This is a genomic window from Amycolatopsis rifamycinica, assembly GCF_000695625.1.
GTDB classification, from domain to species: Bacteria; Actinomycetota; Actinomycetes; order Mycobacteriales; family Pseudonocardiaceae; genus Amycolatopsis; species Amycolatopsis rifamycinica.
Window position 1 is genome coordinate 45834 of the sequence record NZ_JMQI01000011.1, and the last position, 24135, is coordinate 69968.

General features: G+C 72.3%; 23 protein-coding genes and 1 tRNA gene. 15 read left to right on the top strand and 9 right to left on the bottom strand.

The window, feature by feature from the left end; all coding sequences use genetic code 11:
• Positions 1–218: 218 nt before the first annotated feature.
• Entirely contained in the window at positions 219–875 is a 657-nt protein-coding gene (locus DV20_RS04855; protein ID WP_043776696.1) for a hypothetical protein, read from the bottom strand.
• 196 nt (positions 876–1071) lie between these two features.
• Between DV20_RS04855 and DV20_RS04860 the strand changes: the two genes are divergently transcribed.
• Positions 1072–2922: an AMP-dependent synthetase/ligase gene (locus DV20_RS04860; protein ID WP_043776698.1), complete on the top strand. Its 1851-nt coding sequence runs from the start codon at positions 1072–1074 to the stop codon at positions 2920–2922.
• On the opposite strand, the gene DV20_RS04865 is transcribed toward DV20_RS04860, so the two are convergent.
• Positions 2919–3818 carry an SDR family NAD(P)-dependent oxidoreductase gene (locus tag DV20_RS04865; protein WP_043776700.1) on the bottom strand — a complete coding sequence of 300 codons (900 nt, stop codon included), beginning with the start codon at positions 3816–3818 and terminating at the stop codon, positions 2919–2921. The two genes, DV20_RS04860 and DV20_RS04865, sit on opposite strands and share 4 nt — an antisense overlap.
• 303 nt (positions 3819–4121) lie before the next feature.
• Between DV20_RS04865 and DV20_RS04870 the strand changes: the two genes are divergently transcribed.
• Entirely contained in the window at positions 4122–5369 is a 1248-nt protein-coding gene (locus DV20_RS04870; protein WP_043776702.1) for an MFS transporter, read from the top strand.
• Between the two features lie 285 nt (positions 5370–5654).
• On the top strand, positions 5655–7085 hold the full coding sequence (locus DV20_RS04875; RefSeq protein WP_043776704.1) for a GGDEF domain-containing protein: 1431 nt from the start codon (positions 5655–5657) through the stop codon (positions 7083–7085).
• Here DV20_RS04875 and DV20_RS04880 read toward each other — a convergent pair.
• Positions 7063–8169 (bottom strand): hypothetical protein, encoded by a 1107-nt coding sequence (locus DV20_RS04880; RefSeq protein ID WP_043776705.1) that lies wholly within the window; start codon positions 8167–8169, stop codon positions 7063–7065. The two genes, DV20_RS04875 and DV20_RS04880, sit on opposite strands and share 23 nt — an antisense overlap.
• 163 nt (positions 8170–8332) lie before the next feature.
• On the opposite strand from DV20_RS04880, the gene DV20_RS04885 reads away from it, so the two are divergent.
• The 3 genes from DV20_RS04885 (at position 8333) to DV20_RS04895 (ending at position 12958) form a co-directional block, all read left to right on the top strand.
• On the top strand, positions 8333–10486 hold the full coding sequence (locus DV20_RS04885) for a phospholipase A2 (RefSeq protein ID WP_043776706.1): 2154 nt from the start codon (positions 8333–8335) through the stop codon (positions 10484–10486).
• Positions 10487–10631: 145 nt separating this feature from the next.
• On the top strand, positions 10632–12308 hold the full coding sequence (locus DV20_RS04890) for an LCP family protein (protein ID WP_043776707.1): 1677 nt from the start codon (positions 10632–10634) through the stop codon (positions 12306–12308).
• A 179-nt stretch (positions 12309–12487) separates the two neighbouring features.
• Complete coding sequence (locus DV20_RS04895; protein WP_043776709.1) at positions 12488–12958, top strand: helix-turn-helix domain-containing protein; 471 nt, start codon at positions 12488–12490, stop codon at positions 12956–12958.
• Between the two features lie 60 nt (positions 12959–13018).
• Here the strand turns inward: DV20_RS04895 and DV20_RS04900 are convergent, their stop codons facing one another.
• The gene (locus tag DV20_RS04900) at positions 13019–14476 is read right to left on the bottom strand and encodes a flavin-containing monooxygenase (RefSeq protein ID WP_043776710.1); all 1458 of its coding nucleotides are present in this window, start codon (positions 14474–14476) and stop codon (positions 13019–13021) included.
• Between the two features lie 113 nt (positions 14477–14589).
• Here DV20_RS04900 and DV20_RS04905 point away from each other — a divergent pair, with 113 nt between their 5' ends.
• Together DV20_RS04905 and DV20_RS04910 are read left to right on the top strand one after the other, a co-directional pair.
• Positions 14590–15147, top strand: a complete 558-nt coding sequence (locus tag DV20_RS04905; protein ID WP_051735808.1) for a TetR/AcrR family transcriptional regulator — start codon at positions 14590–14592, stop codon at positions 15145–15147.
• Between the two features lie 204 nt (positions 15148–15351).
• Complete coding sequence (locus DV20_RS04910; protein WP_200876358.1) at positions 15352–15771, top strand: hypothetical protein; 420 nt, start codon at positions 15352–15354, stop codon at positions 15769–15771.
• Between the two features lie 4 nt (positions 15772–15775).
• Here the strand turns inward: DV20_RS04910 and DV20_RS04915 are convergent, their stop codons facing one another.
• A complete protein-coding gene (locus DV20_RS04915) occupies positions 15776–15997 on the bottom strand; it encodes a DUF3618 domain-containing protein (RefSeq protein WP_004559246.1) in 222 nt (73 codons plus the stop codon).
• Positions 15998–16096: 99 nt separating this feature from the next.
• On the opposite strand from DV20_RS04915, the gene DV20_RS04920 reads away from it, so the two are divergent.
• Positions 16097–16170: transfer RNA gene (locus DV20_RS04920), tRNA-Leu, on the top strand.
• A gap of 23 nt (positions 16171–16193) precedes the next feature.
• Here the strand turns inward: DV20_RS04920 and DV20_RS04925 are convergent.
• Positions 16194–17141 carry a saccharopine dehydrogenase NADP-binding domain-containing protein gene (locus DV20_RS04925; protein WP_043776716.1) on the bottom strand — a complete coding sequence of 316 codons (948 nt, stop codon included), beginning with the start codon at positions 17139–17141 and terminating at the stop codon, positions 16194–16196.
• 70 nt (positions 17142–17211) lie between these two features.
• On the opposite strand from DV20_RS04925, the gene DV20_RS04930 reads away from it, so the two are divergent.
• Positions 17212–18132 (top strand): helix-turn-helix domain-containing protein, encoded by a 921-nt coding sequence (locus DV20_RS04930; protein WP_043776718.1) that lies wholly within the window; start codon positions 17212–17214, stop codon positions 18130–18132.
• On the opposite strand, the gene DV20_RS04935 is transcribed toward DV20_RS04930, so the two are convergent.
• Positions 18126–19208: an aldo/keto reductase gene (locus DV20_RS04935; RefSeq protein WP_043776719.1), complete on the bottom strand. Its 1083-nt coding sequence runs from the start codon at positions 19206–19208 to the stop codon at positions 18126–18128. The two genes, DV20_RS04930 and DV20_RS04935, sit on opposite strands and share 7 nt — an antisense overlap.
• Before the next feature lie 118 nt (positions 19209–19326).
• Here DV20_RS04935 and DV20_RS04940 point away from each other — a divergent pair, with 118 nt between their 5' ends.
• The 5 genes from DV20_RS04940 (at position 19327) to bcp (ending at position 22680) form a co-directional block, all read left to right on the top strand.
• Positions 19327–20205, top strand: a complete 879-nt coding sequence (locus tag DV20_RS04940) for an AraC family transcriptional regulator (protein ID WP_043776721.1) — start codon at positions 19327–19329, stop codon at positions 20203–20205.
• A gap of 50 nt (positions 20206–20255) precedes the next feature.
• Positions 20256–21143: a hypothetical protein gene (locus DV20_RS04945; RefSeq protein ID WP_043776722.1), complete on the top strand. Its 888-nt coding sequence runs from the start codon at positions 20256–20258 to the stop codon at positions 21141–21143.
• Between the two features lie 129 nt (positions 21144–21272).
• Positions 21273–21455, top strand: coding sequence for a hypothetical protein (locus DV20_RS04950; RefSeq protein ID WP_043776723.1), 183 nt, complete (start codon positions 21273–21275; stop codon positions 21453–21455).
• Between the two features lie 190 nt (positions 21456–21645).
• Positions 21646–22191, top strand: a complete 546-nt coding sequence (locus tag DV20_RS04955) for a hypothetical protein (protein ID WP_043776724.1) — start codon at positions 21646–21648, stop codon at positions 22189–22191.
• A 15-nt stretch (positions 22192–22206) separates the two neighbouring features.
• Complete coding sequence (bcp, locus tag DV20_RS04960) at positions 22207–22680, top strand: thioredoxin-dependent thiol peroxidase (RefSeq protein WP_043776725.1); 474 nt, start codon at positions 22207–22209, stop codon at positions 22678–22680.
• 60 nt (positions 22681–22740) lie between these two features.
• On the opposite strand, the gene rdgB is transcribed toward bcp, so the two are convergent.
• Complete coding sequence (gene rdgB / locus DV20_RS04965; RefSeq protein WP_043776726.1) at positions 22741–23343, bottom strand: RdgB/HAM1 family non-canonical purine NTP pyrophosphatase; 603 nt, start codon at positions 23341–23343, stop codon at positions 22741–22743.
• Positions 23340–24116, bottom strand: coding sequence for a ribonuclease PH (rph, locus tag DV20_RS04970; protein WP_043776727.1), 777 nt, complete (start codon positions 24114–24116; stop codon positions 23340–23342). Before rph ends, rdgB begins: the two co-directional genes overlap by 4 nt.
• Positions 24117–24135: the final 19 nt, after the last annotated feature.

Consider the following 24135-nt stretch of genomic DNA (forward strand, 5'->3'; position numbering starts at 1 on the left):
ATCGTTCGGTGACGAACATCACGGATCCGCGCGCGCCCTCCCGAAGACCACGTTCGTCCGGAGTGGACAGCCGCGGGAAAGCGGAATGGATCAGGATTCGCGAGCGCAGCCACGGATTCCCCGGAAAGGGCCGCGGAATTCCCGGCAATCCGCAACCGCGGTCGGCCGATCACGCTGCGCGGGCCCCGGTACCGGTTCCGCGGCGGCCGGCGGGCACCTCAGCCCGGGAACTCGTCGGCCAAGGTGTTCCAGAAGAGCAGTTCGTAGCTCTGGAACAGCCGCGCACAGCGATGCGCTTCGCCTTCGTCGAGCCGGTGCGCGTCGAGACCGGCCTGGATCGCGGCGAGCGCTTGTTCCTCTATTTCCGGGACGTCCGCGGCGAAGAAGTCGAAGAACGCGCACTGCTCGTCGGTGAACCCGTAGTGCTCGCGCATGCCGGCGGCGACGTCCCGGCAGTACCGGCCGAAGGCGGCGAAATTGGCGAAGATCCCCGCCGCGGTCGCCGCCGGCTCGCCGTTCAGCGCAAGCCAGGCGACGTACGCCGGGTACACCTGGCAGCCCGCGCGCGGCAGCTCCTCGCCGTGGTCCGGACCAGTCGCGGCGAGCAGCGCGTCCAGCATCCCGTTCGCCTGCTGCTCGCCCGGCGCGAGCCCGCCGAAGAAGGCGCGCGCGTTCGGTTCGCCGGCCCGGGCGGCCAGCTCGTGGAAACTGCGCCAGTCGCTGAGGGTGATCAGCTTCTCCTCGGCGGCGAGCGCGGCGAACACCGCGCGCGGCGCCCGGCCGGCGGTGATCAGCGGCACGAGCCGGTTGTCGCCGTCGCGCGGCGCGAGTCCGGCCTGGATCTTCCCGAGCAGTTCACGAGCCGACCGCGTCATCGATTCCCCCTGGAGTACGTGGTCCCCCCATTGAAGCGCGGTTCGCGCGCCGACGCCCGTATACACAGTGGACAGTCGTGGGGACCTGACCGCTTTGTCCGGTTCGACGGTGCCGCCTGACGTGGCCGCGATTCTCTATCCCCCCGCGCCGGGAGCCCCTACAGTGTGGCCATCCGGAGCACCGAGGAGGCCAGCGTTGACCACCCCGTCCGTCGCCGAGCAGACCAAAGGCCAGACGATCCCGCGGCTGCTGCACCGCAACGCGGTCGAATACCCGGACCTGCCGGCGATCACCTCGCTCGACATCGAAGGACAGCCGACGCTGACGTGGGGACAGTTCCGCACGGCGATCGCCGAGGTCTCCCGCGGGCTCGCCGGGCTCGGGCTCGCCCCGCGCGACCGCATGCTGATCATGGCACCCGGCTGCCCGGACCACATCGTCGCCGACCTGGCCGCGACGCACCTGTCCGCGATCCCCTGCACCGCCTACGCCACCCTCAGCCCGGACCAGATCCGGTTCGTCGCGCGGCACAGCGCGGCGCCGGTCGTGGTGCTCGGCGGGGAGAGCGAGCTGGCGCGCTGGCGGCCGGTGCTCGAAGACCTCCCGGCGCTGCGGCACATCGTCGTGCTGGACGAAACCGCGATCCCCGACGGCGACGACCGCTTCCTCTCCTTCGCCGATCTGCGGGCCCGGGGCCGGGAAGCGCTTGCCGCGGATCCGGAGGCGTTCGAGCGGTCGTGGCGGGAGATCAAGCCGGACGACCCGCTGTCCATGATCTACACCTCCGGCACCACCGGTGACCCGAAGGGCGTCGTGCTTTCGCACCGCAACGCGATCCACCAGGCGTACGCGGTCACCGAGCTGCACCACCCGCCGATGCACGCGACGAACATCGCGTACCTGCCGCTGGCGCACATCGCCGAGCGGCAGCTGTCGATCTACCTGCCGATCGTCTGGGCGGGGCACGTGCACACCCTCGCCGACCCGGCGGGGGTCGTCGGCGCGCTCGGCAAGGTGCACCCGCAGAGCTTCTTCGGCGTCCCGCGCGTGTGGGAGAAGATGGTCGCCGGGCTCAAGAACATGCTCGGCGGCGTGCCGGAGGACAAGCGCACCGCGCTGCTGCAGGCGAACGAGCTGCTGCAGCAGGGCTACAAGCTGCGCAGCGCCGGAAAGCCGGTGCCCGAGGAACTGGCGGAGAAGATCCGGCAGACCGACGAAGCCGCGCTCGCCCCGATCCGCGCGCTCCTCGGGCTCGACAAGGTGCTCGTCGCCTCCAGCGGCGCGGCCGCCCTGCCGGTGGAGATCATCTACTTCCTGGCCGGGCTCGGCATCGAGATCTGCGAGGTCTGGGGCCTGTCCGAGACGACGGGCGCGGCGACGTCCAACTCCGGCTCGGACTTCCGCGCGGGCACCGTCGGCAAACCGCTCGACGGCGTCGAGGTGAAGGTCGCCGAGGACGGCGAGCTGCTGGTGCGCGGCCCGATCGTGTTCCTCGGGTACCTCCAGGAGGACGGGACGATCAAGGACGCCACCGACGCCGACGGCTGGTACGCGACCGGCGACATCGGCACGATCGACGAAGACGGCTTCGTGACGATCACCGACCGCAAGAAGGAACTGATCATCACCTCGAGCGGCAAGAACATCGCGCCGACCCGCATCGAGGGCCTGCTCAAGGAGCACCCGCTGATCGGCCAGGCCGTGGCGATCGGCGACGACCGCCCCTACGTGACGGCGCTGATCGTGCTCGACGACGAGATCGCCCCCGGCTGGGCCGCGGCGAACGGCGTCGAGGCCGCTCCGGACGAGCTGGCTTCGCACCCGGCCGTGCGGGCCGAACTGGAGCGCGCGGTCGAGTCGGCCAACAGCAGGCTGGCGCGGATCGAGCAGATCAAGCGCTACCACGTCCTGCCGAAGACGTGGACGCCCGAATCCGGCGAGCTGACCCCGACGCTCAAGCTCAAGCGCCGGGTCATCAACGACCGCTACTCGACCGACATCGAGGCCCTCTACGCGGCGGCCCGCGAGCCCGCGGCGGGCGCTTAGGCGGTGCGGGGCGAGGTGGTCTCCGTCCACTTGCGCAGCCGTGGCGGGACGCGCTTCTCCAGGCCGTAGTTCTCCAGGTGGGCGGAGAACACCTCGTCGAACGCCTTCTGCACGGTTTCGGTGTCCCACACCGGGCGCTCGAGGATCGGCTGCTTGAGGAACGGCTGGCCCATGATGTGCAGCTGCGGGCCGTTGCACCGGATCATCTGGCCGGTGATGCCGTGCGAGCCGTCGCCGAGCAGGAACAGCACCACCGGCGCGATCCGCGACGGCGTGCGGTCCGGCGGGCAGGCGCGCAGGGAGCGTTCCGACTTCCACACCATCCGCGTGTGCGCGAGCGGGCAGACGGCGTTGACGCGGATCCCGGCGTCCTCGAGGTCGAGGGCCCAGGAGTAGGTCAGGGACGCGACCGCGCCCTTGCTCGCCGCGTACACGCCGAGCTTGCGCTGCCCGAGCGAGGCGCCCGAGGAGATGTTGACGATCGAGCCGCCGGTGCCCGCGCCGACCATCGCCTTGATCGCGGCCAGGCCGGTGTTCACCACGCCGAGCACGTTGACCGCGACGAGCTCCCGCGCCTGCTCGGCGTCGTCCTCCCAGGGCAGTGCCTCGTAGTTCAGCCCCGCGTTGTTGACCAGCCCGTCGATCCCGCCGAACTCCTTGACGCAGAGGTCGACGATCTCCTGCGCCTCGCCCGCCTCGGCCACGCTGTGCCCGCTCGCGACGGCACGGCCGCCGTGCGCCCGGATGTTCTCCGCCGTCCGCTCGGCCAGCTCGGCGTCGACGTCGTTGACCACCACCGCCCCGCCCTCGCGCGCGATGTGCACCGCGAACGCCTCGCCCAGGCCGCGGCCGGCGCCGGTGACCACGACCGCCTTGCCCTGCATCAACCCGTCCATCGCTTCTCCCCGATCTGCGGCGCCGGCGGCGCGCGGTCCGCCCACCCCGGCCGGCTCACTGTCCAGTCTTGGCCCATTCGGTCCAACGCGGCATCGGCGCGACGACGAGCGGCCGCCGCCCTGCGCCGAGCGAGCCCGGTTCGATCAGTCCGGAGGTACTCCGGGCCGGTCACGAGGGGGTGACCGGCGGCCGTTCCGGGGACATCGCGGCGTAACCGGCGGCATACTGAGGGTGCTTTCCGGTGGTCGTCCGTGACTCCCCCGGCTGGGGTCGTCACCGGAGAGGCACAATGCGGACGGTCCATGTTCACTCGATCGGGGCACGGTGGTGACGAGGTGACGACGCGCGCGACGCCCCGGCTCCGGGCCGTTCTGGCCAACCACGAGTTCCGCGCGCTGTGGTTCGCCGAGACGCAGTCGATGCTGGGTGACCAGCTGACCATCGTCGCGCTGGCCATCCTCACCTTCGACCGCACCGGGTCGCCGCTGCTGTCGGCCGTCGTCTACTCCCTGACGTTCCTGCCCGCGCTCGCCGGCGGGCTCGGGCTGGCCCAGCTCGCCGACCGGTTCCCCCGCCGCGCGGTGCTGGTGACCGGCTCGTTCGCGCAGGCCGTCCTGATCGGGCTGATGGCCCTGCCCGGGATGCCGATGGGCTGGCTGTTCGCGCTGTTCGTCCTCGCCCGGCTGGCGAACGCGCCGGGCAACGCGGCGCAGAACGCGCTCGGCCGCGAGGTCTTCGCCGACGACGACGTCTACCTGCAGAGCCAGGACCTGCGCGGGATCACGAACAACACGGCGATGCTGGCCGGCCTGGCCGCCGGCGGGCTGCTGGTGACCACCATCGGGACGTCGTGGGCTCTGGCGATCGACGCGCTGACGTTCCTGGTGGCCGCCGTCGCCGTGCGGCTGCTGGTGCTGCGCCGGCCCGCCGCGGGCGACGGCGGCGCCCCGTGGTTCGGCGCCGTCCGGCAGGTTTTCGGCGACGAACGGCTGCGGGTGCTGCTCTACCTGTCCTGGCTCGTCGGACTGGCGGTGATCCCGGAGGGCCTCGCGGCGCCGCTCGCCGCCCAGCTGGGCGTGGGCGACCAGGCGGTCGGCTGGCTGCTGGCCGCCGACCCGCTGGGCTTCGTCGCCGGGACGTTCCTGCTGTCGCGGTTCGTCACGACGGAGCACCGCCGCAAGCTGCTCGGCGTGCTGGCCGCGCTGCCGCTGGCCGCGCTGGCGGCGTTCGCGCTGCGGCCGAACCTGGTGCTCGCGCTGGTCCTGCTCGCGCTGGCCGGCGCCACGGGCGCGTACGTCATCACGGTGTCGGCCACGTTCATCACGTGGGTGCCGAACGACATCCGGGGCAGTGCGGGTGGCCTGTACCGGACCGGGCTGCGGGTCGCGCAGGGCGTGGGTGTGGGTGTGGGCGGGCTGGTCGCGCAGGCGGTCGGTTCCGCGTACACGACCATCGCGCTGGCGGGCGCGGTGGGACTGCTGCTGGCCGTGCCGGTGGCGTTCGCCTGGCGCCGGGTGGGCGGAACGGAACCGCGGCACTGGCCGTCATGAGGCGCCCGGTGCCACCTCCGGGTACGGCCAAGATCATGAATGGCATTCGCGGACGTCACGGGTGACAATTCGAGGGTGGTTCAGAAGTCGCGGTTGCTCATGGGGGCCACCTCCATGCGGGGAGAGTCTCGCAGAACCTTTTGCGCCGCGTTCCCGGCAGTTACTCCGGGACCGCGACCGATCCGTTGCTGTGGGATGGTACCCGGCTACGGAATGCGTGAACACTCTGCCAGGTACCGATGAGATTACTCAAGAGCGGCACTAGGCTGGAAAGGAGGTGACCAATTGCATCCAGGACCGGACGGGGACCCGGCGGCGCCGGGCGAACCGGGCGCCTCGCCACCCGCGCGGGCGGCCGCGTCCCGCAACCACGGCGCGGCGGATCCGGGCGTGACCACTGGTACGCCCGCGACCACGACCGGTGGTCCCCGGGTCCGCCACGCGTACTGGCCGCGCAACTGGGCGCTCTGGCGCCGCCGGCCGGTGCAGGTCGCGTTCATGCTGGGGGCCGAAGCCGTCGCGATCGCGGTTCTGGCCGTCTCGTTCACCCGTTCGCCGATTCCGTCCGGAAACGACTGGATCAATTTCGCGATACTGGCGGCTGGCGCCACCGTCCACATTCAACTGACCCAGCGCCAGGAAGAGCGGCGGCGCGACCGGACCAAAACGGTGCTGATCGACCTCACCGCCGTATGGACGTTTTCCGCGGCGATGATACTGCCGGTACCGCTGACCCTTTTCGTCATCGCCGTGATCCGGCTGCAACACTGGTTCATCGCGCGGCGGCCCGCCCACAACTTCATTTTCTCGTCCATCACCCACGGCCTCGCCGGCGCGCTCGCCCACCTCACCTACACCGCGCTCGGCCCGCACTCGCTCGGCCGGCCGGGCTGGGGCGACTTCCTCCGCGAGTTCGGCACCATCGTCGTCACTGGGGCCATCTACGAAGCGATCCAGATCGCGTACGTGGGCGGGGTCCTGCTGCTCGGATCCCCCGCCGGGCGCACGGTTCGTAACGTGCTGGGCAGCCCGGCCGACAACATGCTCGAAGCGATCACCATCGGCCTCGGCGCGGTGACCGCGATCCTGCTCGCCGCCGTCCCGCCGATGGTGGCGGTGATGGCCGTGGTCACCGTGGTCTTCAATCGCCTCGCGGAACTCGACCAGCTCCAGAACGACGTCCGGACGGACCCGAAAACGGGCATTCTCAACATGCGCGGCTGGTCGGAGTCGGCCGAGCGGGCGCTCGAACGGACTGCTCGATCGGGTGATCAACTGGCGCTGCTGATGGTCGATCTGGACCACTTCAAGTGGATTAACGACACCTATGGACATCCGGCGGGCGACGACGTGCTGCGCACCGTTGCGCAAACGCTGGACGAAGCGACCAGACCGAGCGACTTGGTCGGCCGTTTCGGCGGTGAGGAATTCCTCGTTCTGCTGCCGGACATCGACGAACAGGCGACCTGGGACGCCGCCGAGCGCATCCGGATCGCCATCGCCAAACTACACATAGTGACCACGGACAAGCGCGGCGACCCGGCCACGATCGCCGACCGCACGACGTCGATCGGCGTCGCCCGCCACCCCCGCCACGGCGACACCCTCGAGCGGCTGCTGCAGTCCGCCGACGCGGCGGTCTACCTGGCGAAGGAGAACGGCCGCGACCAGGTCTGCTTCGCCCCGGACACGCTCACGCCCCCAGCCGAACGGTGAGTTCGAGCTTGACGAGCACCTCGGCCGAGGTCCCGGCGGCGGCGGGCTCCAGCCGCACCCGCTCACCCCGGTAACCGGCGGACTCGAGCCGCAGCACGCGCGCGCCGGGCGCGGGCCGGGGGTGGCACCAGTGCCGGACGGTCCCGGTGCCGGCGTGGTCCTTGGCCAGCAGCAGGTACTCGTGCCCGAGATCGTCGGCGACCCGGCCGAGGCCGGTCCACCACAGGGCGCGGAGGGTGAGGCCGTCGCCGTCGCGGAGGAGCTCGACGGGGGGATCGGCGTGCACGTCGACGTGGAAGCCGTGGTCGGTGAGGCGGACCGAGCGCACGTGGAGGAAGGCGGTGCCGCCGGGGCTGCCGGGGCCGCCGGGCCGCGGCGGGTGCGGGCCGCCCGGGTCCGGCGGCGGGCCAGTCTCGAGCCCCGGCGGCGGGCCGGTCTCGAGCCCCGGCGGCGAGCTGCCCGCCCCACCCCACGCCGGCCCACTCCCATCGCGACCCGGCGGCGGGCCGGGCCGGCCGCCCGCACCGGCATCCGGCCCGGGCGGCGAGCCTGGCGAGCGGTGGTCCTCCGGCCAGGGCAGCAGCACCTCGCGCCCGCCGGTCCCGGTCTCGGCCCGCGGCAGCACCGCCGCCACCGCCAGCTCCGCGGCCAGCCGTCCGTCCTCTTCCTCCGGCACCGCGCGCACCCCGCGCAGCTCCCCCGCCAGGATCCGATACCCGAGCACCTCCGCCCAGGCCAGCGCCGCCGTCCGCAGGCCAGGCTCGGTGGCCAGCCGGTCGAGCAGCGGCCGGACCCGGCCGAACCGCGCGGCCCTGACCAGGCGGGTGGCCTCCGGGCCGCCCGCGTCCACGCCGAAGAACCCCGTCATCGCCCGGTCCAGCGCCCGCAACTGAGCGTCCAGCACCACCCGGACGACCGGGCCGGGGTGCGCCCGGGCGAGCTCCGGCGGCGCGCAGTCGCGCAGCGCACCGGCCACCGCCCGCAGCTCCGGCGTGCGTGGCTCGCGCAACCGGGCGCCGGGGGCGAGCCGGCGCAGGGCGCGCGCGGTGTTCTCCGCGGGCACGGCGAGCTCGGTCGAGCGCACTGCTGCCTCCTGGTCGCCGTCCCCCTTCCCCCACCCTCGCCGGGCCGTCGCCGCCGCGGAAGGGAAGAACGGGCAGCCGTCCGGGCAGCCTGCGGGAAACCTCCACCCGACCTTGTGGTTATCCCCATGTCGGTCGTCCGGCGCGGCTGGCACCCTGGAACCCATGCCGGCACCGCCCCCTCCGCCCCGCACCCGCCGACCCTGGTCGACGTCCGGGTGGTTGCTGCTGGTCCTGCTGGTCGTCTTCGCGTTCGGGCTGATCGCCTCGCGCCCGCCGTCCCCGCCGGACCAGGGGCCGCCGACCGGTGACGTCCTTGCCGCGCAGAACGCCATCGAGGCGCTGGTCCACCCCGGCCCGCACCCCGACGCGCTCGCCCGGCTGCCGAAGGACTTCACCGCGCTCAGCGGCGTCACCCCGGGCGCGATGCCGGCCCGCGACGGCACCGTCCGCGCCGTGCACGTCGACGGCGGCTGCTCCACCCCGTGGGGCGACGACAACACGAAGTGGGACTACGCCGTGCCGTGCAAGGCCCACGACCTCGGCTACGACCTGCTCCGGTACGCCGACCGCAAGGGCCACCCGCTCGGCCCGGAGGTCCGGGAGGCCCTGGACGCCCGGCTGTCCTCCGACATGCACCACGCCTGCGACCTCAACCCGATGAACTCGGCGCTCACCTGCCGGGCCGTCGCCTCCTTCTACTCGGCCGGGCTGGTCGTCAACTCGTGGCACCAGCGCTGGGGCCCGCCGGTCGGCGACCCGATCGGCCCGATGGTGGCCGGCGTGCTGGTGATCGGCTGCCTGCTGGTCTTCCGGCTGCGCGGCTGGCTGCGGGCCCGCCGGGAGCCGCGGGCGCCCGTGCCCGTCGCCGCCCCCGCGGAGATCGGCCGGTGGGCCCTGCTCGGGGCCGGCGGCGTCGTCCTGCTGCTGCTCGGCGAGTCGGTGACGGCGCTCGCGCACTGGGCCGGGGCCCCCGAGCCGGCGCTGTGGCCGGTCACCTGGCTCGCCCAGCTCGCCCCGCTGATCTACTTCGCCGGCGGCCACGCCAACGCGGCCGGCTGGCGCGCCGAGCAGGAGGCGGGTGGCGGCTACCGCCACTACCTGGCCGAACGCGCGAGTCCGTTGCTGCGGCCGGCCCTGATCTTCGCGGTCGTCGCGCTGCTGACGCCGCTCGCGCTCGAACTGCTCGGCAGCCCGGCGGGGACGACGGCGACGGTGATGCGGATCGCGCTGCACCCGCTCTGGCTGCTCGGCGTCTACCTGCTGACGATCGTCTGCGCGCCGCCGTTGCTGGCCCTGCACCGCCGGGCGCCGGTGAGCACGGCCGCCGGCCTGCTCGCCCTGGTCGCCGCCGGGGAGCTCGCCGCTAGCTGGTCCGGCTCGCCCTCGCCCCGCTACGCGGCGACGTTCGCCATCGCCCTGCTCGCCCAGCAGCTCGCCTTCGCGCACGCCGGCGGCGTCCGCCCGTCTCGGCGGCTGCTCGCCGCGGCCGCCGCGGCCGGGGTCGCGGGCCTCGCCGGGATGAGCGTCCTGCGGGACGGGCCACCCGTCCTGCTCGGCAGCCCGGGCGCGCCCGCCGCGTTCTCCGCCCCGCCGTGGGGCGTGCTGCTGCTCGGCCTGGTCCAGCTGGGCCTGCTCGGGCTGCTGGCCCGCCCGCTCGCCCGGCTCGGCGACCGGCCGGGTGTCCTCCGCGCCTGCCGGTTCGTCCTGCGCGCGCCGATGAGCCTCTACCTGGCGTTCCTCGCCGCGATGCTGCTGCTGGTGGCCGTCGTGTACCTGCCCGGCCGGATCGCCGACGGGCTCAGCTGGCTGATCCGCCCGCGCACCCTGGTCGCGGTCGGGCTGCTCGCGGTGCCCGCCACGCTGGTCTTCTGGTGGTTCGAACGGCACACCCACGGCGTCCGGCAGCCGCGCGCGGCCGACCACCCCGGCCGGCGGACGGCGGTGCTCACCCGGGCCGCGGCCGGGCTCGGGATCGGCTACGCGACGCTGGGCGTGTTCGGCTTCGCGCTGACCCGCTTCGGCGGGGCCGCCGCCGACGCCGACCTGCTCGGCCTGCGGCTCGACCCGATCCAGAGCCTGGTGCACCTGCTGCTCGGGGTCTTCCTGCTGCACACGATCCGGATCGGCGCGGGCGCGGCGACCGGCACGTGGCTGGCGACGGCGCTCGCCTGCGCGCCGTCGCTGCTGTTCGCCGCCGACGGCGACCGGCCCGGCTTCCTCGGCGTCACGCTCCACGCCGTGACGGCCGCGTTTGCCCTGCTGGCCGCCGCGGGCACTCTCCTGCCGGCGCGCACACCGGCGAATGCGACGTCCTGACCAGGCGAAACCGTCGAACATGCGGGAAACTGGGTGGTGCATGACACATTCGCGGGGGGATGTGTAACGCTACGGCAACCCGGGGCAGGCACCATGCGTCCCATCCCAGAGCACCACCCGATCGATGGAGTGAGGAGTCGCCCGCGTGGACCATCCGCCTCGGAACGGGCAAGGCGGCCGCCGCCCCGCCCGGCCCTGGCCGGACGAGCCAGGCCGGGACGACGCACGGCGCGGCACCCCGCCGCGCCGCCCCGCTCCCCGCCGCGAGCCGGCGGACGCCCGCCGCGCGGGCCCGCCGCCCTCCCGCCGTCCGCAGCCGGGCCCGGCCCCCCGCGCCCGCCGCCACTCCTTCCGCGGCGCGAAGATCTCGCTGGCCGTCGTCTCGCTGCTGGTGATGGGCCTGACCGGGTACGCGTGGGCGGCCATGCAGGGCCTGGTCAACGGGCTGAACTACACGAACGTGCTCAGCGACGGCGGCGGTGGCGACAAGCCCGCCGACGGCGCCCGCGACATCCTGCTGGTCGGCCTCGACAGCCGCACCGACGCCCAGGGCAACCCGCTGCCGCGCGAGGTGCTCGACGAGCTGCGCGCCGGCGAAGCCGACGGCGAGCTGAACACCGACTCGCTGATCTTCGTGCACATCCCCAACGACGGCAGCAAGGCCGTCGCGATCTCGCTGCCGCGTGACACCTACGTCGACATCCCCGGCGGCTACGGCAAGCACAAGATCAACTCGGCGTACGCGCGGGCGATGCTGCAGGCCCGCAGGGACCTGCAGAAACAGGGCGTCACCGACCCGAAGGAGCTCGACGTCAAGGCCAACCAGGCCGGGGCGAAGGAGCTGATCGCGACGGTCGAGAAGCTCACCGGGTCGACCATCGACAACTACGCCGCGGTGAACCTCCTCGGCTTCAGCGAGATCACCAAGGCCATCGGCGGCGTCGACGTCTGCCTGAACAACACCGTCAAGGACCAGTACTCCGGTGCGAACTTCACCAAGGGCCAGCACACGATCTCCGGCGTCGAGGCCCTCGAGTTCGTCCGGCAGCGCCACGGCCTGCCGAACGGCGACCTCGACCGCGTCGTCCGCCAGCAGGTGTTCATGGCCGGCATGGCGCGCAAAGTGCTTTCGGCGGGCACGCTGACCAACCCGGGCAAGCTCAACGACCTGATCGAGGCGATCAAGAAGTCGGTCGTGCTCAACCAGAACTGGGACATCTTCGGGTTCGCCCAGCAGATGAAGGGCCTGACCGGCGGCCAGCTCGAGTTCCGCACCATCCCGGTGAAGAACGTCGAGTACCGGACGCCCGAGGACGGCGTCGCCATCCAGGTCGACCCCGCCGCGGTGAAGCAGTTCGTGCAGGGGCTCGCCGGGCCGCCGCCGGGCGAGTCGGCCCCGCCGGCCCAGCAGGCCGACCCCGCCAACAAGGCGACCACGGTCGACGTCCGCAACGCCTCCGGCCGGACCGGTCTCGCGGCGAACGTCGCCAAGACCCTCGAGGGCAAGGGCTTCACCCCGGGCGAGACGGCCAACGCGACCGCCCGCAAGACCACGGTGATCTGGGTGCCGAAGGGCGGCAAGGACAAGGGCCAGGCCGTCGCCGACGCGCTGGGCGGCTCGCCGACGATCCAAGAGGACAAGAGCGTCCAGGCCGGGCACGTGACAGTGTTCCTCGGCGCCGACTACGAGGGCACGACCAGCGACGCGAGCTCGGGCGCCGGCTCCGCGGGCGCGACGTCGTCGCAGGCTGCCGCCCCTCCGCCGGCCGCCGCCGACGCGGACAAACCGATCACCGCCGAGGGCGTCCCCTGCGTGAACTGAGCCGGTCCGCGAGCCGCCGTTAACCCGTTCGGCCTAACTCGCGCAATCGGTATCAAAGACATGCGCGAAATCGCGTAAGGGCCGGGCTCCAGCGCACTTACATACACGTGAGGGTGCACCTGCACGGGAATCAACACGCCCGGGCGGTGCCGTGGGAGCGCACGGCAGGGGACATTGATGTGCTGATCGACGCTGAGGAGTACCAGCGGATCCTCGGAGACGAGCTCCGCAAGCTCCGGCGCAGCCGAGGGTGGACGCGCAAGGAGCTGAACCAGCACTTGCAGAGCGAGATCTCGCTGCAGACGCTGGCCACGTACGAGCTGGGCACCAGACAGTGCTCCGTCGTGCGCCTGGTCGAGCTGTGCGTCGCGATGGACGAACTGCCCCAGGACCTGCTGGCCAAGGTGCACCGCCGGGTGTTCCTGGACGAGCCCGGGCGGGTCCGCGTCGACCTGCGCAAGGTCGTCGCCGACGCCCCGGCCGACCTGCTGCCGCTGCGCCGCTGGGCCGAGGACCGCCTGCGGCAGGCCGGCGAGCAGGGCGGCGGCGAGGTCGCCCTCGACCTGCCCGCCCTCGAGCGCATGGCCGAGCTGTGCCGCCTGCCGACCGTGGAGCTGATCGCCCGCCTCCGCCGCTACACCTCCCGCTGATCCCCGGGCGGCCGTGAGTGGTGAGGGGGGGGTGGGAACCCGCCTCACCACTCACGACGCTCAGCCGACCAGGAAGTCCTCGCGCCGGACCTTCCGCGTGTCCAGCCAGTACCGCCAGGTGAAGCCCGGCCAGATCGTCCGGTTGACGCCCTTCGCGTCCAGGTACCAGCTCTTGCAGCCCCCACGGGTCCAGATGCCCTTCGCGAGCTTGCGCTGGATCTGCGCGTTGAACCGCTCCTGTGCCTCGGGCTTCGGCTCGATCGCCCGGCCGCGGGCCAGCCGCAGCGCTTCGGCGACGTACGAGATCTGGGCCTCGATCATGAACACGACCGAGTTGTGCCCGAGGCCGGTGTTCGGGCCGAGCAGGAAGAACAGGTTCGGGAAGCCGGCGACGGTGATGCCGAGGTGCGTCCGCATCCCCTCGGTCGCCCACTCCTTGCCGAGGTTGCGCCCGTCGCGGCCGACGATCTCCAGGTCGTCGAAGGCGTCGGTGACGTGGAAGCCGGTGCCGTAGATGATCACGTCGGCCTCGTGCTCGACTCCCTCCGCGTCGACGACGCTGTGCTCGCGCACCTCCCGGACACCCGCGGTCACGACGTCGACGTTGTCGCGCGCCAGTGCCGGGTAGTAGTCGTTGGAGATGAGCACGCGCTTGCAGCCCATGGTGTAGTCCGGGGTGACCTTGCGCCGCAGCCGCGGGTCCTTGATCGCGCGGTCGATGTTGCGCTTGGCGATCCGCTGCCCGAGCTTCATCAGCCACGACTGGCCGTTGAAGCCGATCGCGCGGGCTTCGAGCAGCCAGTAGAGCAGGGTGCGGTAGGCGCGCTGGGCCGGCGGGAACGCCTTGAACAGCGCGCGCGTCCGGCCGGACATCTCGTGGTCGGCCTTCGGCATGATCCACGGCGGCGTCCGCTGGAACAGCGTCAGCTCCGCCACCTCGGGCGCGATCTTCGGCACGAACTGGACCGCGCTGGCGCCGGTGCCGATGACGGCGACCTTCTTGCCCTTCAGGTCGACGTCGTGCCGCCACCGCGCGGAGTGGTAGGCCGGGCCCGCGAACTGCTCGATGCCCGGCAGCTCGGGAACCATCGGCAGGTGGAGGGCGCCCACCCCGGCGACCAGCGCGGGGGCGGTGAACTCGTCGCCGCCCCTCGTGGCGACGTGCCACCGGTTCTCCTCGGCGTCCCAGCGGGCGCCGGTCATCTCCTGGCCGAACCGGATGAACCGGCGCAGGTCGTGCTTGTCGGTGACCTCGCGCATGTAGCGCCAGATCTCCGGCTGCGGCGAGTAGGCCCGCGACCAGCCCGGGTTCTGCTCGAAGGAGAACGAGTACATGTGCGACGGGATGTCGCAGGCGCAGCCCGGGTAGCTGTTGTCGCGCCAGGTGCCGCCGACGTCGTGGGCCTTCTCGAGGATGACGAAGTCCTCGCGGCCCTCCTTGCGCAGCTGGATCGCCATGCCGAGACCGGAGAAGCCGGTCCCGACGATGACGACCCCGGTCTCCGTGCGGTTGCCCATGACGCCTCCGGATTCCTGTTACTCGTCGTCCATCTTACTGGGAGTAGGTTACCAGCGGTAGAGTGTGGCTCGTGACCACCGCGAAGCGCAAGCGCATGCCACGGGCCGACCGGATGCGCCAGATGATCGAGGTCGCCGAGCAGGTCTTTTCGGCACGCGGCTACGCGGCGGCGTCGATGGACGAGATCGCCGAACTGGTGGGCGTCTCGAAGCCGATGCTCTACGAGTACTTCAACTCGAAGGAAGGCCTGCTGCTGGCCTGCATCCGGGAATCGCGGGCGGTGCTGCGTGAGGTCACCGAGCAGGCGACGGTCGGCGCGGCCGACGCCGAGGACGCGCTCCGGCGCGGCCTGCTCGCCTTCTTCGTCTTCATCCGGGAGCGCCGCCAGGCGTGGTCGCTGCTGCGGCACGAGATGGCGCTGATCGGGACGCCGGCCGCCGACGAGGTCGAGGAGACCCGGCGCCAGCAGACCGACCTCATCGCCGCGCTGATGAGCGGCTACTTCGACGGCGGCGACGACCTGCGGGCCGAGGCGGCCGCGGAATTCGTGGTCGGCGCGTGCGAGCGGCTCGCGATCTGGTGCGAGCGGCACGACGAAGTGGGCCCTGAGACGGCGACGGAGTACGCCATGGACGTACTGTGGAGTGGCCTGCGGAATCGTGCACGTTAGCTTGCGCGTGCGTTAGGCCACAGGCTGGTTACTGAGCGCTATCGTGTCCTGTAACACAGAGTTGCTCTACTGTTCTTCCGACACGGTAGAAAGTGTGCTGGACCTTCGCGGCCGGAGGAGGGGCACGGGAACCACGTCACGAAAGCGCGGTGACCGCGTCACGGTTGTGTAAGGATGCTGGTGAGGGAGAGGGGCGTGAGGCAGATGGTGGAAACGATCACGGCGACGTACGTCCAGGAAGACGCCGACTGGGCCATCAAGGTCAGCGGCCTCGGCAAGGAGCTGACCGCCCGTGCGCCCGGCATCATCGCCGCGCGCGACCGGGCCGACCAACTGGTCGAGCAGCTCGCGGGCGACGCGAAGACGACAGTGGTGCACCTGCTCAACGGCAGTGCGCTGGACTTCACGAGCGCGTACATGACGGCCCGGCTCACGCTGCCGAAGCTGCCGCCGCTGGAGGTCCCGCCGCCCGGCAGCGTGCCGAAGCAGCAGACGCCGGCCTCGGCGGACAAGAAGCCGCAGCTGCCGCCGAGCAAGCAGCTCCCCAAGGCGGTCGAGGACCGCAAGAGCCCGGCGGCGCCGGCGCCCGCTGCCGAGAGCAAGGCGCCGGCGAAACAGGCCTGAACCGCTACTTGAGCAGCTTGCGCACCAGCAGGACAAGCACGAGGACGCCCGCACCGATCAGCGGGAACTTGACCTTGGGGTTGTCCAGCTTGGCGCGCACGCCGTCCTTGGCCGCGTCGGCGAGCTTCTTCGGGTCGGCCTTGACGGTCAGCTGGTCGAGCGTCGCCGCCAGGGCGGTCCTAGCCTGCTCGATCTCACGCTCGATCGTCTCGGGATCGCGGGCCACGTGTCCTCCTCGCCGCATGGGACTTCCAGGCCCCAACTTAGTCGACCGCCCCGCCGCCGCCGCACGGGCCACGCCGCACGCTACGCTTCGAAGTGCCGGGGGCCCGTAGCCCAATTGGCAGAGGCACACGGTTTAGGTCCGTGCCAGTGAGAGTTCGAGTCTCTCCGGGCCCACTTCAGTGGCGTCCTCCCCGGTTTCACCTCTGCTCGACCGTGATGTGCGGCGCCAGCGCCCGCAGGAAACCGGCCGCGTCGAACATCTCGCCCGCCGTCGCGACGCCCTTCGCCTTCGTCCGCCCGGTCAGGATCCGGTCCACCGCCTCGACCGCCAGCGGTGCGCTCACCGCGTAGATGTCCTCGCCTCGCGCCACGATCCGGCGTTCGTCGTCGCCGGCGCGCACCACGACGTCCACCACGAACGTCTCGGCCGCGTCGCGCTCGCCGGCCACCGCCAGGTCCTGGGCCGCGTCGACGGTCATGTAACTGACGACGTCGCGGACCTTCAGGTGCCGCGGGATGGTGACGATGTCGGCCATCGAGAACTCGCCGAAGACGGGCCGAGGCCCGAGCGGCTCCGGGAACGCCCACTCTCGCTTCGGCAGGGCGTCGTCGCGGTACTCCAGCCGGCCGCCCGCGTAGCGGATGCGCTTGCCTTCACGGCGTTCCCGGGACACCCGGCCCGCGGCGAGGGTGCCTGCCGTCGGCCGCCAGCCGCTGAGCCCGTAGGCGACGTGCACCTCGTCGGCCGCCGTCCAGTCGTCCATCGCCGCCGTGGCCAGCAGGTCGGCCAGGCCGCCGAAGAACGCCATCGCGGGCACCACCGCGGTGTCGGCGCTCAGTTCGAGGGTGTCGAGGTTCGCCTCGATCTCCGCGGCGACGTCCACGTACGGCACGCCGGCGCGGATGGCCGCCTCGGCGACCGGGCGGGCCGTGCCGGCGAACGGGCCCGCGCAGTTGATCACCGCGGCCACGCCCTCGAGCGCGCGGTCGAGTGACGCCGGATCGCCGACCGACGCCGGCCGGCCGCCCGGCAGCTTGGCCGCATCCCGTCCGGAAAGGACGGGGTCGAACCCCCGCCTCCGCAGCTCAGCGACCACGAAGCGGCCGGTGTGTCCATAAGCGCCGTAAACCAGAACCGAAGTCATGGGGCAATCCTGGCGAGGGCCCGACGTCGTCACCAGTGTCCGGAACGACGTGATGCGTACACTTTCGGACATGCACGCTGTCGCCCTCGCCGCCACCGACGGCATGCTGTCGTTCGAGCTGACCATCGCCACCGAGGTGTTCGGCGACGACCCCCGCTACGGCTTCGCGGTCTGCGGTGCGGCCCCGGTGCGGGTGGGCCGGTTCCTGCTGGAGCCCGACGAGGGCCTCGACCGGCTGGCGCGCGCGGACACGGTGCTCGTCCCGGGCTGGGCCGACGTCGACACGGCTCCGCCGGCCGGCCTGGTCGAGGCGGTGCGCGCGGCCCACGCCCGCGGCGCCCGGGTGGCCTCGCTGTGCACGGGCGCGTTCGTGCTGGCGGCCGCGGGTCTCTTGGACGGCCTGCGCGCGACGACGCACTGGGCCCACACGGACGTCCTCGCGGCCCGCTACCCCCGGGTGACGGTGGACCCGGACGTCCTCTACGTCGACAACGGCCAGGTCCTGACCTCGGCGGGCAAGGCGGCGGCGATGGACCTGTGCCTCCACCTGGTCCGCGCCGACCACGGTCCGGCGGCGGCCAACGCGATCGCCCGCCGCCTGGTGGTGCCCCCGCACCGGGCGGGCGGGCAGGCCCAGTACGTGACGACGCCGGTCCCCACCCGCGACGACCACCCGCTGGCCGCCCTGCTCCCCTGGATCACGGCCCGCCTCGACCGGCCGCTGACGGTCGAGGACCTGGCCCGGGAGGCGAACCTGAGCTCCCGCCACCTGAGCCGCCACTTCCGGTCGGCGACGGGCACGACGCCGTTGCGGTGGTTGCTGGTCCAGCGCATCCGGCGGGCCCAGGAGTTGCTGGAGAACACGGACTCGAGCATCGACGCGATCGCCGAAGCGGTGGGCATGGGCACGGCGACGACGTTGCGGCGCCACTTCAACCGGACGGTCGGCGTGCCCCCGGACACCTACCGCCGCACGTTCCGCAGTCAGTAGCGGACGTCGCTCTGCAGCAACGGCGGGTACACAGTGGACGGTTCGCCGTCGACGGTCGCGCCCGCGAACTGCAGCATCGCCCGCTGGGCGCCGTGCATCGGGGCCGGGTAGTCCAGCTCCGGCGCCGACACCTCGTCCAGCCGGGCCAGCTGCGCCGGCGTGAGCGTCACGTCCAGTCCGGCGAGGTTGCCGGTCAGGTGCTCCAGCCGCCGCGCGCCGATGATCGGGACCACCGTTCCGCGCCGCGCCCGCAACCACGCCAGCGACACCGCCGCCGACGTCGACCCGAGCTCTTCGGCGATCGCCGCGACCGTGTCGATGACCGCGAACTCCGCTTCGGACGGACCGCCGACGAAGGCCGCGCGGGCGGAATCCGGCACCGAAGAGCCGCGCCGGTACTTGCCGGACAGGAAGCCGTTCTTCAGCGGGCTCCACGGCACCAGCGCCAGGCCCTGGTCGAGCGCGAACGGCGCCAGCTCACCCTCGACCGTCCGCGCGAGCAGCGAGTACTCCACCTGCAGCGCGATCAACGGCGTCCAGCCGCGCAGCAACGCCGTCGTCTGCGCCTGCGCGGTGACCCAGGCCGGGGTGTTCGAGAAGCCGACGTACCGGATCTTGCCCGCGCGCACCAGGTCGTCGAGGGCCCGCATGGTCTCCTCGATCGGCGTCGCGCGGTCCCAGTTGTGCAGCCAGTACAGGTCGAGGTGGTCCGTCCGCAGCCGCCGGAGCGTCTCGTCGAGCTGGGCGACGATCGACGCGCGGCCGGCACCGCCGCCGTTCGGGTCGCCGGGGAACATGTTGCCGAAGAACTTCGACGCGAGCACCACCCGCTCGCGGCGGCCCGGGTGCGCGGCGAAGAAGTCGCCGAGGATCTTCTCCGAATGGCCGTTGGTGTAGAAGTTCGCCGTGTCGACGAAGTTGCCGCCGAGGTCGAGGTAGGTGGCGAGGATCTTCTCGGACTCTTCGACGCCGCAGCCGGCGCCACCGGGGTCTTCCCCGAAGGTCATCGCCCCGAGCGCGAAGGGGCTGACGCGGAGACCGGACCGGCCGAGGGTGACGTAGTGGTCGAGTGACACGAAACTCTCCTTGGGTAGCGGATCGACTGAACCCAGGAAACCGCGAATGCCCTGCTCGGCGGTAGACCGATCGCCGCGACCTCTTGCACGATCCTCTCGAACGCGGTTACCTGGACAGATGCTCGACGAACTCCGTGACCGCGTCGCCCGGCACGCGCACGGCGACTTGCGCACGCCGGTGCCGGGCCTGCTGCTGTCCAAAGTGGAAACCAGCGAGCCGCACCACTCGCTCGCCGAGCCGCTGCTGGTCGTCATGGCCCAGGGCGGCAAGCGGCTGCTGCTCGGCGAGCAGGTGCACGAGTACCGCGCCGGCCAATACCTGCTCGTCGGCACCGACCTGCCGGTGACCGGCCACTTCGTCGGCGCCACCCCGCGAACGCCGGCGCTGGGCCTGGGCCTGGCGCTGCGGCCCGCGGCGATCGCGCCACTGCTGCTCGAGGCGCCGCCGGGCGCACCGCCCGCGTCCCCCATCGCCATCGGCGACGCCGGCCCGGAACTGCTCGACGCGGCGGTGCGGCTGCTGCGGCTGCTCGACCACCCGTCCGACGTGCCCGTGCTCGCGCCGCTGATCGAGCGCGAGATCCTCTGGCGGCTGCTCACCGGCCCGCACGGCGGCCTGGTCCGCCGGATCGGCCTGGCCGACAGCGGCGCCGCCCACGTCGGCCGCGCGATCCGCTGGATCAGGGACAACTACGCCGAGCCGATGCGGATCGAGGAGCTCGCCCGGCTGAGCGGGCTGAGCGCGTCGGCGTTCCACCGCCAGTTCCGCGCGGCCACGGCGCTGAGCCCGCTGCAGTTCCAGAAGCGGATCCGCCTGCAGGAAGCCCGGTCGCTGCTGCTGGCCGACGCGGGGGACGTCGCGGGCGTCGGGCACCTCGTCGGTTACGACAGCCCGTCGCAGTTCAACCGCGAGTACCGCCGCCTGTTCGGCGCCCCGCCCGGGCAGGACGCGGCGCGGCTGCGCGAAGCCGCCACCACCGGGCCGCAGCTGCCCTGAGTTCCGATCCGTTCAAGACCGCCGTGCCCGCCGGGTGCGACGCTGGCGGCATGTCCGTGAACCTTCCCGCGGCGGCGTCCTTCATGGCGACGCACGCCCGCCTCCTCGACCGGCGCCGGTTCGAGCTGCTCGACGGCGCGACGAACACCGCCGCGGTGCTGGCCGCCGTCGACGGCTACCGCAACGCCGACGGCGGCTACGGCTGGGGCCTCGAGCCCGACCTGCGGGCCCCGGAAAGCCAGCCCGGCGGCGCCCTCCACGCCTTCGAGGTGTTCGAGGAGATCGCCCCGGAGACGACCCCGCACGCCGCGAAGCTCTGCGACTGGCTCGCCACCGCGTCCCGTCCGGACGGTGGCCTGCCGTTCGCCCTGCCGGTGGCGGACCCGGCCGGTTGCGCGCCCTTCTGGGTCCAGGCCGATCCGGCGGAGGCCACGCTGCAGAGCACGGCGTTCGCCGCGGGCGTCGCGCTGCGCGTCGCCCGCCACGACCGGGCCGTGCGCGAACACCCGTGGCCGGCCGCGGCGACGCGGTACTGCTTCCGCGCCATCCGCGAGCTTTCCGCGCCACCGCACGCGATCGCGTTGTCCTTCGCGGTGCAGTTCGCCGACGCGGCGCACGAATTCCACGCCGAGGCGCCCGCGCTCCTGGACCACCTCGCCGCGTTCGTCCCGGCCGACGGACTGGCTCCGGTGGACGGTGGTTCGGAGGGGGAAACCCTCCGCGCGCTGGACTTCGCGCCGCTGCCCGACCGCCCGGCGCGCGCGTTGTTCGCCGAGGACGTCGTCGACGCCGAACTGCGGCGGCTCGCGGCCGGGCAGCAGGACGACGGCGGCTGGCGGGTCGACTTCGCGAGCTTCTCCCCCGCCGCGGCCCTCGAATGGCGCGGCTACGCGACCGTCCGTGCCGTGACGATCCTCCGCCGTCACGGACTCGCCTGAGCTTCTACACGAGTGGCGCCGTCGTTCACCCGGCCGTGGCGTGTCGGAAGTGGACGGCGGCCCGTGCCTTCCGGCGTGCGTGCCCGAACGCGTACTGTGACGGGCAGCAACCGGCCCCGGAGGTGAAGCATGGCGTCGCGCAACCCGTTGCGCTGGTTCGCCCGCTGGGCGGACTGGTTCGAGGAGCGCGGCGTGTACGTGCCCGGCGAAGAGAGCCGCGCCGTCGACCCGGTCCGGGATTTCGGCTGGCTGATGGCGGCGTGGGTGGCCGGCGTCGCGATCTTCATCCTGTTGTTCGCGCTCGCGGTTTAAGTGGCATGTGGGCAGAGATTGTCACCAGCCGTGCCGTTCCGGTCACGGATTGGCCACGGGGTGGCACCAGGTGCGCGACAACCCCGGGTGGCGCCTCGTAACCGCGCGCGATCACGGCCAGAGTGGAGCGGGTTCCCGCGGCAATCCCCCGTTGCCGACGGCACCCGACCCGCCGACTGGAGTACCCGCAATGGCGCTCGCGCGCACCCGCAAGATCATGTTCACCGCAGGACTGCTCAGCCTGGCGGTGGCGTGCGGGGTCCCCTCGGCTCACGAAGGCACCGCGGCACTCGGCGTGGCCGGCTCCCCAGCGGGCGCCGGCGCCTCGGCCGCACCGGCGGGCCACGATCTGAAGTTCGGCGCCGACCACCGGTTCGCCAGTGGCTTGACCATCTCGGTCGGCTCCCCGCAGTCGTTCCGCCCGAGCCCGTCGGCGTACCCGCAGAGCCCGCGCGGCGCGGCTTTCGACGTCCAGCTGATCAACGACGGCTCGACGACCTACAAGCTCTCGGGGCTCAACGTCACCGCCACCACGGGCGGCACCGCGGTCAAGCAGGTGGTGGACACCGCCCAGGGCTTCGCCGGCATCACCGACGCGGGCAAGGACGTGCTGCCGGGCCGGTCGGTGCACATCACGCTGGCCTTCGCGGTCCCGCGCGAGCAGACGCAGCTGCGGTTGCAGATCCGGCCGAGCACGACGGAAGGTGTCGCGGTCACCTACTGCGGTCCCGCGTGACGTTAAGCTCGGCACATGACCGAGCGCCTTTCCCCCGGTGACGCAGCCCCGGGCTTCACCCTGCCCGACAGCGAGGGCAAGGAGGTCTCCCTCAGCGACTTCCGCGGCCGCAACGTGGTGGTGTACTTCTACCCGGCGGCGAGCACCCCGGGCTGCACCAAGCAGGCCTGCGACTTCCGCGACAACCTCGCCCAGCTGAACGACGCCGGCTACCAGGTCGTCGGCATCTCCCCGGACACGCAGCCGAAGCTCGCGAAGTTCGTCGCGAAGGAAGGCCTCACCTTCCCGCTGCTGGGCGACCCCGAGAAGAGCGTCATCGAGGCGTGGGGCGTGTACGGCGAGAAGAAGAACTACGGAAAGACGTACATGGGCGTGATCCGCTCGACGTTCGTCGTCGACGCGGAGGGCAAGATCGCCCACGCCTTCTACAACGTCCGGGCCGCCGGCCACGTGGCGAAGCTGATCCGGGACATCGGCCTGGCTTCCTGAGCCCGCGGCGGAAGGCCGGCGTCGTGCGGAGCGCCGGCCTGGCCGCGGAGTCGACCTTGGCTATGCCAGCTCACGCAACGCCGGCACCAGCGCCCGCAACGCCAGCCCCCGGTGCGAAACCGCGTCCTTCTCCGCCGGCTCCATCTCCGCCGACGTCCGCGTCTCCCCGTCCGGGCGGAAGATCGGGTCGTACCCGAACCCGTTCGTCCCCCGCCGTTCGCGCACCAGCGTCCCGCGCCACTCGCCGCGGACGACCGTTTCCTCGCCGGACGGCAGCACCAAAGCCGCCACGCACACGAACTGCGCTCCGCGCCGCTCGTCCGGCACGTCGCGCACCTGCCCCAGCACCAGCTCCAGGTTCGCCTCGTCGTCCCCGTGCCGACCGGACCACCGAGCCGACAGCACCCCTGGCATCCCGTTCAACGCGTCGACGGCGATTCCCGAATCGTCCGCGATCGACGGCAAACCCGTTGCCGCGACGGCGTCACGGGCCTTCGCCACCGCGTTGCCCTCGAAGTCCGGCGCGGTCTCGGGCGCCTCGGGAAACGAAGGCACGTCGGCGAGACCGACGACCTCGAGCCCCGAAAGGCCTTCCGCGGCAACGATCCGCCGCAGCTCGCCGAGCTTCTTCGCGTTGCGCGTCGCCAGCAGCAGCTTCGTCACTTCGAGCCCTTCTTCTTGTCCGGCCGCGGCTCGGGCAGCTCGCCCGGGTACGGCAGGGCCAGCGCCTCGTTCTGCAGCCGGGTCAATTCCGCGCAGCCCGCCAGCGCCATGTCCAGCATCGTGTCCAAAGTGGACCGCGCGAACGTCGCGCCTTCGCCGGTGCCCTGGACCTCGATCAGGGTGCCCGCGTCGGTGGCCACCACGTTCATGTCGACCTCGGCGCGCGAGTCCTCTTCGTACGGCAGGTCCAGCCGGACGCGGCCGTCGACCACGCCCACGCTCACCGCCGCCACCGACGACGACAGCGGCTGGGGGTCGTTCAGCCGGTTCGCCGCGCCCAGCCACGTGATCGCGTCCGCCAGGGCCACGTAGCCGCCGGTCACCGCCGCCGTGCGGGTGCCGCCGTCGGCCTGGATGACGTCGCAGTCGATGACGATCGTGTTCTCGCCCAGCGCCGCCAGGTCGATGCAGGCCCGCAGCGACCGGCCGATCAGCCGCGAGATTTCGTGCGTGCGGCCGCCGATCCGGCCCTTCACCGACTCGCGGTCGCTTCGCGTGTTGGTCGCGGACGGCAGCATCGCGTACTCCGCCGTCACCCAGCCGAGGCCGGAACCGGCCCGCCAGCGCGGCACTCCCTCGGTGACGCTCGCCGCGCACAGCACCCGCGTGTTACCGAATTCGATGAGCACCGACCCCGCCGGCCACTGCTGGAACCCCCGGGTGATCTTGATGTCACGGAGCTGGTCGTCGTTCCTGCCATCTTTACGAGCCACAGGTGCACTCTATGACCGC